This is a genomic window from Granulosicoccus sp. 3-233 (assembly GCF_052681095.1).
On sequence record NZ_JBQYLE010000007.1, the window covers coordinates 132381 to 146841 of the forward strand.

Annotated in this window: 13 protein-coding genes; 8 read left to right on the forward strand and 5 right to left on the reverse strand. The window is 59.7% G+C overall.

Annotation, left to right across the window (positions count from 1 at the left end; translation table 11 throughout):
* Together ACUNV4_RS18525 and ACUNV4_RS18530 are read right to left on the reverse strand one after the other, a co-directional pair.
* A complete protein-coding gene (locus ACUNV4_RS18525; RefSeq protein WP_430880086.1) occupies window positions 1-837 on the reverse strand; it encodes a TAXI family TRAP transporter solute-binding subunit in 837 nt (278 codons plus the stop codon).
* Between the two features lie 301 nt (window positions 838-1138).
* A complete protein-coding gene (locus tag ACUNV4_RS18530) occupies window positions 1139-2104 on the reverse strand; it encodes a PfkB family carbohydrate kinase (RefSeq protein WP_430880087.1) in 966 nt (321 codons plus the stop codon).
* 252 nt (window positions 2105-2356) lie between these two features.
* Between ACUNV4_RS18530 and ACUNV4_RS18535 the strand changes: the two genes are divergently transcribed.
* The 4 genes from ACUNV4_RS18535 to ACUNV4_RS18550 are packed head-to-tail and all read left to right on the forward strand — an operon-like array spanning window position 2357 to window position 6101.
* Window positions 2357-3355, forward strand: coding sequence for a sialic acid TRAP transporter substrate-binding protein SiaP (locus ACUNV4_RS18535; protein ID WP_430880088.1), 999 nt, complete (start codon window positions 2357-2359; stop codon window positions 3353-3355).
* Window positions 3356-3364: 9 nt separating this feature from the next.
* Window positions 3365-3841, forward strand: a complete 477-nt coding sequence (locus ACUNV4_RS18540) for a TRAP transporter small permease (RefSeq protein ID WP_430880305.1) — start codon at window positions 3365-3367, stop codon at window positions 3839-3841.
* On the forward strand, window positions 3838-5133 hold the full coding sequence (locus ACUNV4_RS18545) for a TRAP transporter large permease (protein WP_430880089.1): 1296 nt from the start codon (window positions 3838-3840) through the stop codon (window positions 5131-5133). The genes ACUNV4_RS18540 and ACUNV4_RS18545 overlap by 4 nt, the downstream gene beginning before the upstream one ends.
* Before the next feature lie 20 nt (window positions 5134-5153).
* Window positions 5154-6101 (forward strand): dihydrodipicolinate synthase family protein, encoded by a 948-nt coding sequence (locus ACUNV4_RS18550; protein WP_430880090.1) that lies wholly within the window; start codon window positions 5154-5156, stop codon window positions 6099-6101.
* 96 nt (window positions 6102-6197) lie between these two features.
* Here ACUNV4_RS18550 and ACUNV4_RS18555 read toward each other — a convergent pair whose 3' ends face one another.
* Both ACUNV4_RS18555 and ACUNV4_RS18560 read right to left on the reverse strand, forming a co-directional pair.
* Window positions 6198-6680 carry a peroxiredoxin gene (locus ACUNV4_RS18555; protein WP_430880091.1) on the reverse strand — a complete coding sequence of 161 codons (483 nt, stop codon included), beginning with the start codon at window positions 6678-6680 and terminating at the stop codon, window positions 6198-6200.
* 131 nt (window positions 6681-6811) lie between these two features.
* Window positions 6812-8545 carry a cobaltochelatase CobT-related protein gene (locus ACUNV4_RS18560; RefSeq protein ID WP_430880092.1) on the reverse strand — a complete coding sequence of 578 codons (1734 nt, stop codon included), beginning with the start codon at window positions 8543-8545 and terminating at the stop codon, window positions 6812-6814.
* Between the two features lie 57 nt (window positions 8546-8602).
* Between ACUNV4_RS18560 and ACUNV4_RS18565 the strand changes: the two genes are divergently transcribed.
* Window positions 8603-10330 (forward strand): GTPase, encoded by a 1728-nt coding sequence (locus ACUNV4_RS18565; RefSeq protein WP_430880093.1) that lies wholly within the window; start codon window positions 8603-8605, stop codon window positions 10328-10330.
* On the opposite strand, the gene ACUNV4_RS18570 is transcribed toward ACUNV4_RS18565, so the two are convergent.
* The gene (locus tag ACUNV4_RS18570; RefSeq protein WP_430880094.1) at window positions 10267-10923 is read right to left on the reverse strand and encodes a ComF family protein; all 657 of its coding nucleotides are present in this window, start codon (window positions 10921-10923) and stop codon (window positions 10267-10269) included. The genes ACUNV4_RS18565 and ACUNV4_RS18570 overlap by 64 nt on opposite strands.
* Window positions 10924-11393: 470 nt before the next feature.
* On the opposite strand from ACUNV4_RS18570, the gene ACUNV4_RS18575 reads away from it, so the two are divergent.
* The 3 genes from ACUNV4_RS18575 to ACUNV4_RS18585 all read left to right on the forward strand — a co-directional run bounded on the left by ACUNV4_RS18575 (window position 11394) and on the right by ACUNV4_RS18585 (window position 14371).
* On the forward strand, window positions 11394-12059 hold the full coding sequence (locus tag ACUNV4_RS18575; protein ID WP_430880095.1) for an OmpA family protein: 666 nt from the start codon (window positions 11394-11396) through the stop codon (window positions 12057-12059).
* Window positions 12060-12241: 182 nt separating this feature from the next.
* Window positions 12242-12910: an OmpA family protein gene (locus ACUNV4_RS18580; RefSeq protein ID WP_430880096.1), complete on the forward strand. Its 669-nt coding sequence runs from the start codon at window positions 12242-12244 to the stop codon at window positions 12908-12910.
* Between the two features lie 153 nt (window positions 12911-13063).
* Entirely contained in the window at window positions 13064-14371 is a 1308-nt protein-coding gene (locus tag ACUNV4_RS18585) for a right-handed parallel beta-helix repeat-containing protein (protein WP_430880097.1), read from the forward strand.
* Window positions 14372-14461 lie beyond the last annotated feature (90 nt).

Here is a 14461-nt window from a genome sequence, read left to right on the forward strand (position 1 = left end):
TTAGTCGAACAACCTGCCTCGATTCACCGTCAGCACGTCGACAACGTCATCCAGCATGTCATCGTCAGCATCGGCATTGGCCACCACCACGGCATCCATGCAGATGGTATTCAATTCGGTATCGAATACCAGACCCTTTGCCACATCCGGCTCTTCGAAACGGTAGATGGGACGACCCAGTTCCGGATGCTTGTCGTTCAGATCCCAATCCTTGATATCCAGCAACTTCAGATTGTCGTTTTCCAGAACGGTCTTGAGGTAACGCTGATCGAGGTTCAGCGGGTCACTGACCCACAGAAAGGCATTCACCTCCGCGTCGAGGTTGTTGGCAATTTCGTTCAGCAGTTGCAGCCCGCCCTGAAAGAACGTGCTGCCCTTGGCGAAATCGGGCTCAAGATCCTGCATGTAGGACCAGCTCACGGCGGAACCGGAGCCACGCTTCTGCACGGCAACCCTCGCATTCTTGCCTTGCAGATCGCCCTCGTCATCGATCGGGCCATCCGAATTGACCGCCACATACACACACTCTTCGTACAGATTGCCCAGCACCTTCAGATTGCCGGCCTTTTCCGGATTGCGCCCCATCCACCAGGCCAGGGCATCCAGCTGGGTGAATCCCAGGGTGGCCTCGCCGCTGGTGACGCGATCGATATTCTCGATGGAACCCTTGCTCTTCACCGAATCGGCCTTGTAATCGTATTCGACCAGAATTTCCGCCAGTTTCTCACCAGTGGCGAAGTAGGAACCGCCACGGCCACCAGTGCTGATGACGACATCCTCAGCCAGTACGGGCAGGGAAACGGCGGAAATGACAAATGCGGTAATCAGGGTTTTCATGGAGCAGGTCCTTGGACTATGGCTTCTCTTTCGTCAACGCCTTCACTGGGGGCAAGACCGGGAATTTCAAGTCGAGACTGGCCGTTCGGATGAACCCGTAGCAGAACGCAGAGACACGCAGTCATGCATGCTGCAGGCCGGTGAGCTGACGGCCGATACCTGCCGAAGATAATGCAAGTCATCGCATTGCGAAAAAATCAGCGAGCGCCTGACTGACAACACAACGCTCTGCCCGCACAGAAATCCCCGCTGTACTCTGGCGTGGATATCGTCCAGGGTCGTCAAGGTGCTCTCGGCCGGATCAACGCGATCTGTTCAAGCTCTCCAGCACCTCTTTCGAGGAAGGAATGCCATCGAGCCCCTTGTCAGAGGCACATTTCAGGGCCGCGGCCGCATTGGCAAACCCGATGGCCCTTGACTCAGACTGGCCCTGCGCCAATTGCAGGGTAAAAGCCGCATGCCAGACGTCACCGGCACCCAGAGTGTCTACCGCCTTGACGTGGATGGCGGGTGTGTGCGTGAACGTGCCATCCTGCAGATGGAACACACCATTCTCACCATCCGTGACGCACACCCAGTTGCCGAATTGCGCCTGCGCCTGTCGCAAGCCCGCTTCCAGCTCATCGACACCGGCGTAGTCGCGCAGGCCCTGTCGAGAGAAGGCGACATGACTGGCCAGCGCCATGGCGGTATGACTGACGGGAGCTTCGCCATCAATCACCGCGGGAATGCCGGCCTGCCTGGCGAACGTCAGCATCTGTATCGCAGCCGCTTCCCAGCGGGTATCCACCAGAATGGCATGGGGTGTATCGATGGATTGCAATCGAGCGTCATCAAAGGGGAGCGCATCCTCCGACTGACAGGCAACTGCGTCAGTGGTACAGGCAGCCGTTGCGCTCTCTGCTGACCGTAGCGTGTCGGGCTGACGATAATTGACTATCTGTCGCTCACCACCATCGTCGACAAAGACGCTGGAAATCGGGGATTTGCCGTCCACCATGCGGGTCAGCAAACGATCCCCCAGAGAACGTCTGGCAATCTCCGTGCGCAGCAAGTCCCCGAACAGATCATCTCCCAGCCTGCCTGCCAACTGCACCTCGGCCCCCAGACGCTGCATGGCAACCGCAGCAATGGCACCGCCCCCACCAAGACTGAAGCGCACATCATCAGCACGGTATTTCTCGGCACGGCGGGGCATTTCCCCGACCCGGAAGGTGATGTCGGCAGAGATCAGCCCACAGGCCAGCAACCTTGTCGTTCCGCTCATGAAGTGTGTCTGGTCATGCTGATTTTCCCATCCATCTACCCTTGCCCCCTGTTCTTCGGATTGTCGCTGCACACGGCAAGCAAGCCGACCCAGCCTCGGCGCATGCTGCCATGGTGTTGAGTCGCCGAAGTCAATGCCCGTATACTGGAAACGCAATACCGCCCCGTTCACCACATTATTACCACGCCCCGTGACGCAAGAACACCAACAGACAGCCGTCACTGCACTCAGGAGAGGAAATAGTCGATGCCAATGAAAACGAAAGCCGTCCGCTCTGCACTGACCGTCTGCATGGCTGCGGCAATCAGCCTGTCAACGCTGGCGTCCAGCGCCATGGCCCAGGACAGGGTCACCATCCGCATGTCCACACCGGCCTCCGAAACCGATTTCCGCTCCCAGGGCCTGGCCAATCAGTTTGCCGACGGCATCAGCGAATTCGCCGACTATGAGCCGCACTACAACGATTCCCTGTTCAAGCAAGGCACCGAACTGGTCGCCATTGCGCGCGGCAACCTGGAGATGTCCATCACTTCTGCACAGGAGCTGGCCAAGCTGATACCGGAATGGTCGATCTTCACCGCCGGCTATCTGATGCGCGACCCCGAGCATCAGCGCAAGGTCTTCGCCAGCGACATCGGCGAGGAAATGTATCAACTGGCCGAGGACAAGCTGGGGGTGAAGCTGCTCAATGTCGTGTACTTCGGCACGCGTCAGCTCAACCTTCGAACCGAGGACAAGGTCATGACGCCGGAGGATCTGGAGGGGATCAATCTGCGCATGCCGGGCACCGATGCCTGGCAGTTTCTGGGCAGGGCTCTGGGCGCCAACCCGACGCCCATGGCATTTACCGAAGTCTATACCGGGCTGCAGACCGGCGCCATCGACGGTCAGGACAACCCTCTGCCGACGGACAAGGACAAGAAATTTCACGAAGTCACCAAACAGATCGTACTCACCGGACATCTGGTGGACATGAACTTCTTCGCGTTCTCGAAGAAGGTCTGGGACAAACTGTCTGCCGAGCAGCAGGAGGCCGTCTCCACGGCAGCGCAGGCAGCGGCAGACTGGACGACCGAGCAGATCGTCGCCAACGAGGCCGAACTGGTGGATTTCTTCAAGGGCGAAGGCCTGGAGGTGTACGAGCCGGATGTGGACGCCTTCCGCACTCGCGCTCAGGCCATGTATCTGGAGTCTGACTTCTCCAGCGACTGGCCGGAAGGACTGCTCGATCGCATCAACGCAGTACAGTAATTGTTGTCGATGACGCATGGGCTGCCCGGCTGGCTACAACGCCGGGCAGACAATGTGGCGGTATTGCTGCTCAGCGCCACCTTTCTCATCTTCATACTGCAGATCGTCTCGCGCTATCTGTTCCGGGCACCGCTGGGCTGGACGCTGGAAGCCTGCCTGCTGTGCTGGGTGTGGCTGGTGTTCTGGTCCGGTGCGTTCACATTGAAGGATCAGGACCATGTGCGCTTCACCATACTGCTCGATCACTGCCGACCGGGTACCCGTCGTGTATTCGCCGTTCTGTCCGGTATCTGCATTGTCGCCCTGCTGGGGGTCTCACTGTGGCCGACCATCGACTTCGTACAGTTCATGGCCATTGAAAGCACGTCATTGCTCAAGATACGTTTCGATGTGTTCTTCAGCATCTACATCGTCTTCTCCATTGCCGTGATGCTGCGCTATGCCACACGTGCCTGGCTTGCATTATGTGGAACGCTTGACGTATGAGCAATGCTTTCCTGCTGTGCCTGGCGGTATTGTTCGGTGTTGCTGCCATAGGTGCCCCCATCGCGCTGGCGATGATCATCGCCGCCGTCGTGTATCTGCTGATGGCCGGCCAGGACCTGGCACTTGCCGCCGAACAGATACTCCAGGGGCTGTACAACAGTTTCATACTACTGGCCGTACCACTGTTCATCGTGGCCGCCAACATCATGAACGCCGGCACCATCAGTGATCGCCTGCTCGGTTTCTGTGTCGCGGTGGTAGGACGCTTCCGTGGCGGACTGGGGCATGTCAACGTCGTGGCCAGCCTGATCTTCTCCGGCATGTCCGGTTCGGCCATTGCCGATGCGGCCGGTGTGGGCAAGATCATCATCGAGATGATGACGCGCAATGGCCGCTATTCCCTGGGCTTCGCTGCAGCCATCACCGCAGCATCGGCCACCATCGGTCCGATCATCCCGCCTTCGATCCCCATGGTGCTGTATGCGCTGGTATCCGATACCTCGGTGGGCTATCTGTTTCTGGCCGGCATTCTGCCAGGATTGCTGATGGGAGCCGTCCTGATGGTCATGGTGGCCATCATTGCCAGAAGGCGCCAGTTTGCCATGGATGACCCCGTGCCCATGCGTGAACTGCCGGCGCTCGGTATTCGAGCCTTCCCCGCCCTGCTGATGCCCGTCATTCTGCTGTTCGGCATCTACGGCGGAGTGACGACACCCACCGAGGCGGCTGCCGTTGCTGCCGCCTATGCCTTGCTGCTGGCCAGCTTCTTCTATCGCTCCCTGTCGCTGTCCAGTCTGTATACCGTCATGTCGGACAGTGCACGTTCTTCGGCAGCGGTGGGACTGGTGATCGGTGGCGCGCTGATTTTCAACTATATCGTGGCCAGCGAGAACATCCCCAACAGCATTGCGGCACTGATGGACTCGCTGGAGCTGTCACCACTGGGTTTTCTGTTGTTCGTCAATGTGCTGTTACTGGTGCTTGGCTGCGTTCTGGACGCAGCCACCATTCTGCTGGTGGTCGTCCCCCTGTTTCTGCCCGGTTGCCAACTGCTGGGAATCGATCTGGTGCACTTCGGTGTCGTGGTGGTGGTCAACACCATGATCGGTCTGATCACTCCGCCCTATGGCATCCTGCTGTTCGTGATCAATGCCACGACCGGTGCACCACTGCGGGACATGATCATGGAAATCTGGCCATTCCTGATTGCCCTGCTACTGGCCCTGATGACCATCACGCTGGTGCCGGAACTGGTACTCTGGTTACCGATGCAGATGGGTTATGCCCCCTGAGCGAACCGAGAAAACCACGCATGAGCACAACCGCGAACGGCATCATTCCCGTCATGCTGACGCCCTATACCAGCGATGGCGGTATTGACGAGTACGGATATCATCGCCTGACCGAATGGTATCTGGCCAACGGTGCCGATGCCCTGTTTGCCGTCTGCCAGTCCAGCGAGATGCACAAACTCAGCCTGGGTGAGCGCGTCGCCCTGGCCAGACAGACGGTCGAGACAGTCGACGGCCGTGTGCCGGTCATGGCATCGGGGCATATTGCCGGAGCTCGTGAACAACAGGCCATGGAACTCAAGGCCATGGCCGACACCGGCATTGATGTTCTGGTTCTGGTGACGAACCGTCTGCCGGAATCCCAGGGGGCCAATGATGACACCATACGCAAGGAACTGCTCTGGCTGATGGATCAATTGCCGGATGATCTCCCCTTGGGTCTGTATGAATGCCCGATGCCGTATCGCCGCCTCTTGAGTGACGATGTACTGAGATTCTGTGCCGACAGTGGCCGCTTCGTGACGCTGAAGGATGTGTCCTGCGATCTGGAGACGGTACGACGCCGGGCCGAGCTCGTGAAGGGCTCGCCCCTGTCCATCGTCAATGCCAATGCGGCCATTGCCTGGCCGGCCATGCAGGCAGGCTCACGCGGGTTCTGCGGGGTGATGGCCAATTTCCATCCGGATCTGTACGCCTGGCTGTACCATCAGGGCAAGCACCATGGCGTCATGGCGCAGGAACTGTCCATCTTCCTGGCTCTGGCGGGTACCTCGGAAACGCAGGGTTATCCGGCCATTGCCAAGCGATTCCACCAGCGACTGGGCACCTTCGGCTCCATTGCCTGCCGCAATGTGGATGTGGACATCCACCAGAGCTACTGGGCGCTGGAGGCGCTACTGGACAATATCGAGCAAGGTGCAGAGTTGTATCGGGAGCGCGTATCGAAACTGTTGCGGGTAGTGAAGTAGCGACTCTGCCGGCGCTGCGTCATTCCGTGAACGGCAAGGCCGCCGGGAAACCTGTCAGGCACAGGCATCCTGCGGCGGCCGGGAACGTCTGACTGCCTAGATCTTTTCCAGAACGGCTTCAGCCGCACTGACCGTGGCCGAGCCCGGATCGGTTTCCACCGCCAGGTGAGTCACGACGCCGTCATCCAGGATCATCGCGTAGCGCTGTGAGCGTTCACCGAGACCCAGTGCAGACAGATCCAGTGTCATGCCCGCCGCCTGCGTGAATTCGCCATTGCCGTCAGCCAGCATGTCCACATCGTCTCCGGTACCCAGGCTCTTGCCCCAGGCATTCATGACGAAGAAGTCACCGGTGGAAACACAGGCAACGGCATCCACACCCTTGTCGCGCAGCGCCTTGGCATTGTCGATGTAGCTGGGCACATGGGACTCGGAACAAGTCGGTGTGAACGCACCCGGTACCGCAAACAGGACCACCTTGCGTCCGGCACAGTAGTCGGCCAGAGGCACATCCGTAGGGCCCGATGCCGTCATCTGTTTCAGCGTCACCGCTGGAATCTTGTCGCCTTCTTTGATCATGTCAATGTCCTTCTGTGGTGAATGGTATGTAGCCGTGGCCGGCACCCCTGCGACTATACCGCAGCCACTCGCCTGCCACCGGACCGGACAAGCTTTTCCTCCGTGAACGAGACCTGTCGCGGAGGCTTCCGTCAGGCAGCCTTGCGGAACAGCGACTCGAGCCGATGCAGCATGACGGGGCCCAGTTGACGGGCATCGAACACACTGACCGCCTGTTCGTAGAATCGGCTGACGTCATGACCGATACCGATGGCCAGCAACTCGACCTGACCGGCTCGCTCGATATCGTCGATCACCTGCTGCAGATGACGAGACAGATAATCGCCGGCATTGGCTCCCAGTGTGCTGGTATCCACCGGCGCACCGTCCGAAATGGTCATCAGGATGCGGCGCTGCTCAGGCCGCTTCATGAGCCGCTGATGCGCCCAGATCAGCGCTTCACCATCGATGTTCTGCTTCAGGATATCCCGATTCAGCATCAGGCCGAGATTGCGCCGTGCCAGGCGATAGGGTGTGTCTGCCGACTTGTAGACGATATGCCGGAGATCGTTGAGACGACCGGGATCGAGGGGCTCGCCCTGTTGTTTCCAGCGTTCGGTGGATTCACCGCCATGCAGGTGGACGGTCGTGAAGCCGAGAATCTCCACACTGACACCACAACGCTCCAGGGTCCGAGCCAGAATGTCTGCGCAAGCCGCCGCGATCATGATCGGCCTTCCCAGCATCGAACGGGAATTGTCGATCAGCAACGTGATCGTGGTATTGCGAAAGGCGATGTCACTCTCTGCCTTGAAGCTCAACGGCATCAGAGGGTCCGAGACCACTCGCGACAGGCGCGCGGAATCCAGAATGCCTTCGTCCAGGTCGAACTGCCAGTGCCGGCGCTGACGCGCCAGCAACACCCGTTGCAACCGGCTGGCCAGACGCCGTACCAACCTGCCGTGCACCTCGATATGCTGATCCAGCGCAATACGCCATTCCTGCAGCTCGGCTGCGCTGGCCCCATCGGAGGCCGCCATCACTTCATCGAAATCCGTCGTGAAGGCGCGGTAGCTTCGGCTATCACCACTGACCACGATGAGCGGATCGGGGCCGCCCGAAGGAGCCTCATCCAGCGTCTGATCAGGCAGTCTGTCCGTCGGTTCAGGCTCCCCGGGCGCCTCGGTTAATGCCTCCTCGGCAAGCGCCTCGCTCCTGACAGCCGCTGCAGCCTCCTCGGCAGACTCTTCCGCCTCCGCCGCCTCATCCAGCCCCTCGTCGGCTGCCTCCTCATCCACCTCTCCTGCCAGGCTCATACCGGCAGGATCATCACTGCCGACACTGCTGGCCAGGGCCTGAGCAACCTGACGGGCAATGGCGGCAAAGGCCAGTTGATCATGCAGATGCGCCACCAGCTGCGGCAACAAGGGCACAAGGGACTGTTCAAGCAGGTGCAACTCACCGGGGAGCAGAGCTGGCTGTCGAGTCATTGCTCGCGATTGCCAGCACTGCCGAAAGGCGTGGCGACAGGCTTGTGACAGGGCCTCGCTCAGTCGCTGCCAGGCGGCTTCGGCCTGCTCGGTGGCGGCCGCTTCAGATGGCCGCGCATCCAGATTGCGGGCCACTCCTGCATAGCGATTGGCACCCAGCGCTTCAAAGCGCTCTGTCTCCATCCGCGCAAACAGACTCGCTGCCAGCTCATCGGAGGGCAGGAAGCGTCGCTGTATGTCCGTGTCGTGATGGGCATGTCGCAGCGACTGCGCATCGAACTGGCCTCGCGACGTCCCGCTTGCGGCAACCGCCCCGCCGGCCAGATCCAGAGAGGCATCACCTGCCAATGTCCGTGCGCAGGCATCCATCGCATGATGCATCGTGCTGTCGATCACCACTTTGCTTCTCTTGTCTGTCAAAATTTCCGTGTATCCCCGAGTCTGCACCTGTCCATGCCGTCTGCTGAACTTCCTTCCCGATCCGACCTGCCGGCGGCCCAACGACACGCCCTGGAAGCCTGGGCTGATCAGGCCACTGCCGCTGGCTGGCTACCGGCGACAGCCACCGACGCCCTGCAATCGGTCACCACCAGCGCGCCCGGCCAGCTGTTCGACGCCGGCGACCGACCACTGGTGGCTGGTCTGTTCGGTGGGACCGGCGTCGGCAAGAGTACGCTGCTGAATCGCCTTGCCGGAGAATCCATCGCCCGTGCCAGCGTCGAGCGTCCCACCTCACGCGACATTACCGTATACGTGCATCGTTCGCAGGTGGTTGACCGGCTGCCCAACGCATTTCCGATGGAGCGCATGCGTACGGCCCTGCACAACAATGAGCAGTATCGACACGTCATGTTCATCGACATGCCCGATTTCGACAGTGTCGAGTCCGCCAATCGTGATCTGGTGGACGTCTGGTTACCACATCTGGATGTCGTGCTCTACGTCGTGAGTCCCGAACGCTATCGGGATGATCAGGGTTGGCGCCTGCTGTTACAGCACGCGCACGAACACGCCTGGCTGTTCGTGATGAATCATTGGGACCGGGGCGACCCCTTGCAACTGGACGATTTCCGCCAGCAGCTGAGCGCTGCCGGCATGAGCGAGCCACTGATCTTTCGCAGCGATTCATCGGGCAAGACCGATGCTCAGGGGCGACAGGAAGATGATTTTGCCAGACTCTGCTCGACCCTCGCCCAGCTGGCCGACGAGTCCATCGTCAAGTCGCTGAACGAACTGGGTATTCTGGCTCGCCTGAAGGCTCTGAAGGAGGCCAGCGATCCCTGGCTGGTGCCGCTGGGTAGCGAGGAGCAGATCAGTGCTCTGCAATCCGCCTGGCAGGAGCACTGGAGCGCGGCAACCAAAGACCTTGACCAGACGCTGCTCCCCAGGGCGCAGCAACTGGCGCGGCAGTACGCCGATGATGAAGGCTCCTGGCTGAGTCGCTGGCGTGGCAAACCTCAGCGACAGGCGGAGATCGTGACAGGCTCACTGATCGATGATGCGCTACTGGGGCGTCTCGACACCGTGCTGGGTGACTTCCTCAACCAACAGGGGCAGGCAAGCGCCATGCCATTGGCGGCCCTCAAGCAGGCCGTGGCACAACCCTATGCTCGCGCTCGCCGTGATTTCGCAGCCACCGTCGACGATACCGTCAATCGCTCACTGGCTCTGCCGGGCGGCGTCTGGCAACGGCGACTGCACGCAGGTCTGGGCGCTCTGTGCCTGCTGCTGCCACTGGCCGCCATGGGCTGGATCGGGTGGCGCGTGGTCAGCGCCTTTGCCCAAGGCGGTAGCAATTCCGCAGCCTATCTGGGCAGCAACTTCGCCATCAATGGTGCCCTGCTGCTGGCCCTGGCCTGGCTGATCCCGGCGTTTCTGCAGAAGAAGACAAGACCGTCGCGCGAGAAGGCCGCCCTGCGTGGCGCCAGAGACGGTCTGGCGGCCGCCCTGGCGCAGACATCGGCAGCCGTTGGCGAAGGCTTCGGTACACTGAACGAACAATCACGTGCCCTGCGCGAGCAATACCACAGCCTGTGGCAGTCGCTGCCCCGTACCGGTGGCAACGAGCTGCCGGAGACCGTACGCCGCATGCTGGCCAGCGAGATCAGCCAGCCCGCTCAACGAGCACTGGATGTACGCGCCAATACCCACAGCTCGACCGACGCGACCCCCGTGTCATAGAGCTCCCGCGCCAGCTCGCGGGTGGTAGAGCCCGTGGTCAGCACATCGTCGATGATGGCCACATGCCGATCGGCGAGCGCTTCCTGTGCGCGAAAGGCACCCAGAATGCGGTACTGGCGTTCCGCGCGGCTCAGCCCGGCCAGCGATCCGGTGTCGTATTCACGCGTTACCGCGCGGGCACGCGATTCCACGCCCAGCTCGCGTCCGCACCAGCGAGCGATTTCGGCCGACTGATTGAAGCCACGCTGACGCAATCGGGTGGCATGCAGTGGCACGGGCAGCAACAGCTCGGGTAATGCATGACCCGTCGGGTGTTGTCGTTGAACCGAGCGCGCCAGCAGGGTTCCGAAGATTCTTGCCAGAACGCGCTGCTCACGGTATTTGAGCGACTGGATCAGGCGATCGACCGGAAACTCGTACCGATATGGCGCCACGATGCGAGTGAACGGTGCAGCTTGTCCGGAGCATTGGGTACAGGGCGGCAGACCTCGCTGGCTGAGCTGTTCGAACGGCACGGACGAGAGCTCCGCACCACAGCTCAGACACAATCCGGATACCCGACCCGCGGGCTCTTCGACGAAACAGGTCTGCAACAAGCTTTCACAGTCGTCACACAAATCAACGCCCTGCCCTCCGGATCGGGCACATATCACGCACTGAGAGTCAATTTTCAGTCGCGAGAGCGGGATTTTCGCCCAAAGCGGCAATGAAGCCATTGAAAAATGCATCAGCAAGTGTCCTTTTGCTTATGAATCGTGGTGGATAGCCTACACTCTGTTGTAAGTCCTGGCGGCGGTTGCAATCCGGTTGTTGTTTTTTTCACACATGAATACTGTGTATTGAGTTTACAATCGGCTTGTTTACCGCTATACAAGACAAAAATACAACAAGTCTGCGTGGTGTCTCGAAGAGCCGTTTCGCCGGCCGGGGATTTGTTGGCGTTTTGGAGTTTCTGACTGACCCCGGCAGCCTGCAGCCAGCCTCGACGGGCCTGCGAGACTCTCCGAGTCAGCGGTTTTGTAGATTTTTTGTTTATTCAGATGTCAACTAGTGGGAGCTAGCTATGAATAGAAATATCGGTACCATCAGTTCAATCGCGGCCTTGCTACTGGGCAGCAGTGTCGTTCATGCCCAGGGTGTGGCTCTGGATGGAACCATCGAAATACCTGCTGGCAACGGTGGCTACGCCAATTCCATGGGCGATGCCATCAAGACCGGCCTCGGTGATTGCGTGAAAATCGGCCTGTACAATGATGAAGACCAGGTAGACGCCTGTGCCGGCATCGAAGAAGCGCCGGAAGAAGTTGTTGAAGCAGAACCTGCTCCGGAAGCAGCGCCAGCGCCAGAACCTGTACAGAAGGAGCCTATCGTGACCACGGCCACTCTGGGCGGTGAGGCACTGTTCGACAACAACTCTGACGTGCTGAACGCATCCAGCGAACAGGCCATGGCTGATCTCGTGTCTCAACTCGAGAAATTCCAGGAAATCACCTCCATCGAAGTGGTCGGTCACACCGACTCCAACGGCGAAGCCAGCTACAACCAGGGCCTGTCCGAGCGACGCGCCGCAGCGGTTGAAGCTTTCCTGAAGGCTGCCTACCCCAACGTCGACGTTACCAGCAGCGGCATGGGTGAAGACAGCCCGGTTGCGACCAACTCCACGCCAGAAGGTCGTCAGCTGAACCGTCGTGTTGAAGTTCAAGTGACTGCCAAAAGCATCACCGAGTAAGTTGCAGTAACCCTGACAGCGGAAGAGTCTTCGGGCTTTTCCGCTGTCATGTCACATGCCTGATCGTCCCCAGACCCGATTATCCGGATCGCGAGTGTTCTTTTTTCCGGACACGTTTTCTCGTAGTAACACTCGGTAGTTACTTGTCTTGACGCACATCCAAACCACCACGGAGAACAAACATGAACACTGGTAAATCCATAGCGTTCGGAGCCTGCCTGACATTGGTGTCATTCGGCGCATCCGCGCACATCACCGAAGAAGATCATGGCCATATCGAGAACGATGGCTCAGGCGGCTACGTCAGTTCGGATGGCGCTGTATTGAAAACCGGCCTGGGCGATTGCATGCACACCGGAACGTTTTCCGACGATGCGGTCATCAATGTGTGCGAAGGCATTGAAGAAGTAGCCGAAGTCGAGCCAGAGCCTGTAGCCGAAGTCGAGGAAACCGTGGTTGCCGAAGCACCAGCCCCGAACCCCGGCAAGATCGATACCCAGCAGTTCAGCGAAGAAGCCCTGTTCGATACGGATTCCTCACAGCTGACCAGTGCCGGTGAAGCCGCCATGAACGGCCTGTTCGGCGCGCTGGCCGAGTACAAGGGCATTACCGATGTGACCGTCACGGGCCACACTGACAGCCGCGGTGCCGAAGAATACAACCAGGCTTTGTCCGAAAGACGTGCACAGACAGTTGCCGACGTCATCGCCGCCCAGTACCCCGATGTTCGTATCGACGTTTCAGGCATGGGTGAGACTTCACCGGTTGCCAGCAACGATACCGCTGAAGGTCGCCAGCTGAACCGTCGCGTTGAAGTCGAAGTCACTGCCACTCGCATGGTCTTCAACTGAGTCTCGAGCCTGCTTCCGGCCCTCACGGGTCTGAGCAGCTCATCCTCCGGAAGTCGGAAAAGGCCAGCATCATGCTGGCCTTTTTTGTGGGCGAGTATCGAAGACATCCAGTCCGGCAAGGCGGAAGGGCCCGTGATTTGCTGAACCGAAGGCATGAAGAAATTCGTCCTCCAGACAGCCAAGCGGCCCACCACAGCTCGGCCCCGGTATGTTTTCTGTCTTCTGATGATCAGCCTGATCAGCGGTTGCATCAGCCACTCTCACGCAGAGCGGGATCCCATCGACTGCAGCCTGCCGCATGTCGATCAACGTCTGTCACAGTGCAAGATGGTCAGACGAGCCAGTGAGTTCAGTGGCTGCCTGTCCACCGCAGACATCAGCGAGCACAGCTGCCTGCTCATGGATGCCGATGTCTCGTTCTGTTCGGCAAACGACAGCCTGCCGATAACAGCCTTCTTCGATCAGAACCAGCGAACCCTGGACTGCGCCGGCGGTGCAATAGACCATGGCTGGGGTCGCGTGAGTCTGCCTCAGGGTATCGCCACCACTCAGCGTACGCGCATGCCAGCCGTTCGCCTGATCAATGACCAGTCGCTGAGCGATATCACTGTCAGAAACTGCACGCTGCGTGGTACCAACCACATGGGGATCGAAGCCACCCGTTTCTTCGGTGGCGAACTGGGCCCGGACGGGAAAGTCGGTGCAGGCGAGGCGCTACCGGTCGGGCACCAGAAGTTGCGTTTCGAGAATCTTGTCATCGAGGACACCATCACCGGTATCTATCTGGGCAACTACAGCCACGACGTGGATATCCATCAGGTGAGCATCGACAACACGCAACGTATCGCCATCTACTCGGAGGCCGGCAGTCACGACGTCCGCATTCGCCAATCGCTCATCAGCAACAACCAGTCCCGTGAGGCCATTGCCATCGATTCCACCTATGACAGCGAGGTATCAGACACCCTGTTCGTCAACAATCGCGAAGGGGGCATCAACGTCTATCAGAACTGCGGAGAGCTCAAGGGAATCGTCTGCCCGGTAATTCGTTCGACACCTCCCAACAACAACCGGATTATCGGAAATCGCTTCGTCAATACCGGCGTGTCCGGAGTTCAGATCGCTTCACGACAGGGCCGCCGGCACCGCTCCGGCTGGTGTGCCACGCTCGACGGGCGCTCCGGAAAGTTTACCGATACCGCCGAAGGCAACCTCGTCGCCGACAATACCTTCGTATGCCATGAGGGTACCTCGCTGGTCATTCAGGATGGACCCAACACCATCAGAGACAATACCGTGGTGGCCCGCCAGCGCTGCGTTCCCTATGAAGTGTCCACCGGGGGCCATGGCCGCAGCAAGCGCCACTTGCTCGATGGCCTGCAACTGCTGAACAACCGGATCGATACCGCCCGTCCGCCGCGCCTGCGCAATCTGAGTGATGAGGTCACGATCAGGCAGTGAGTACGCCTCGGCGGCCTGTGCCTGTGCCTGTGCCTGTGCCTGTGCCTGTGCCTGTGCCTGTGCCTGTGCCTGTGCCTGTGCCTGTGCCTG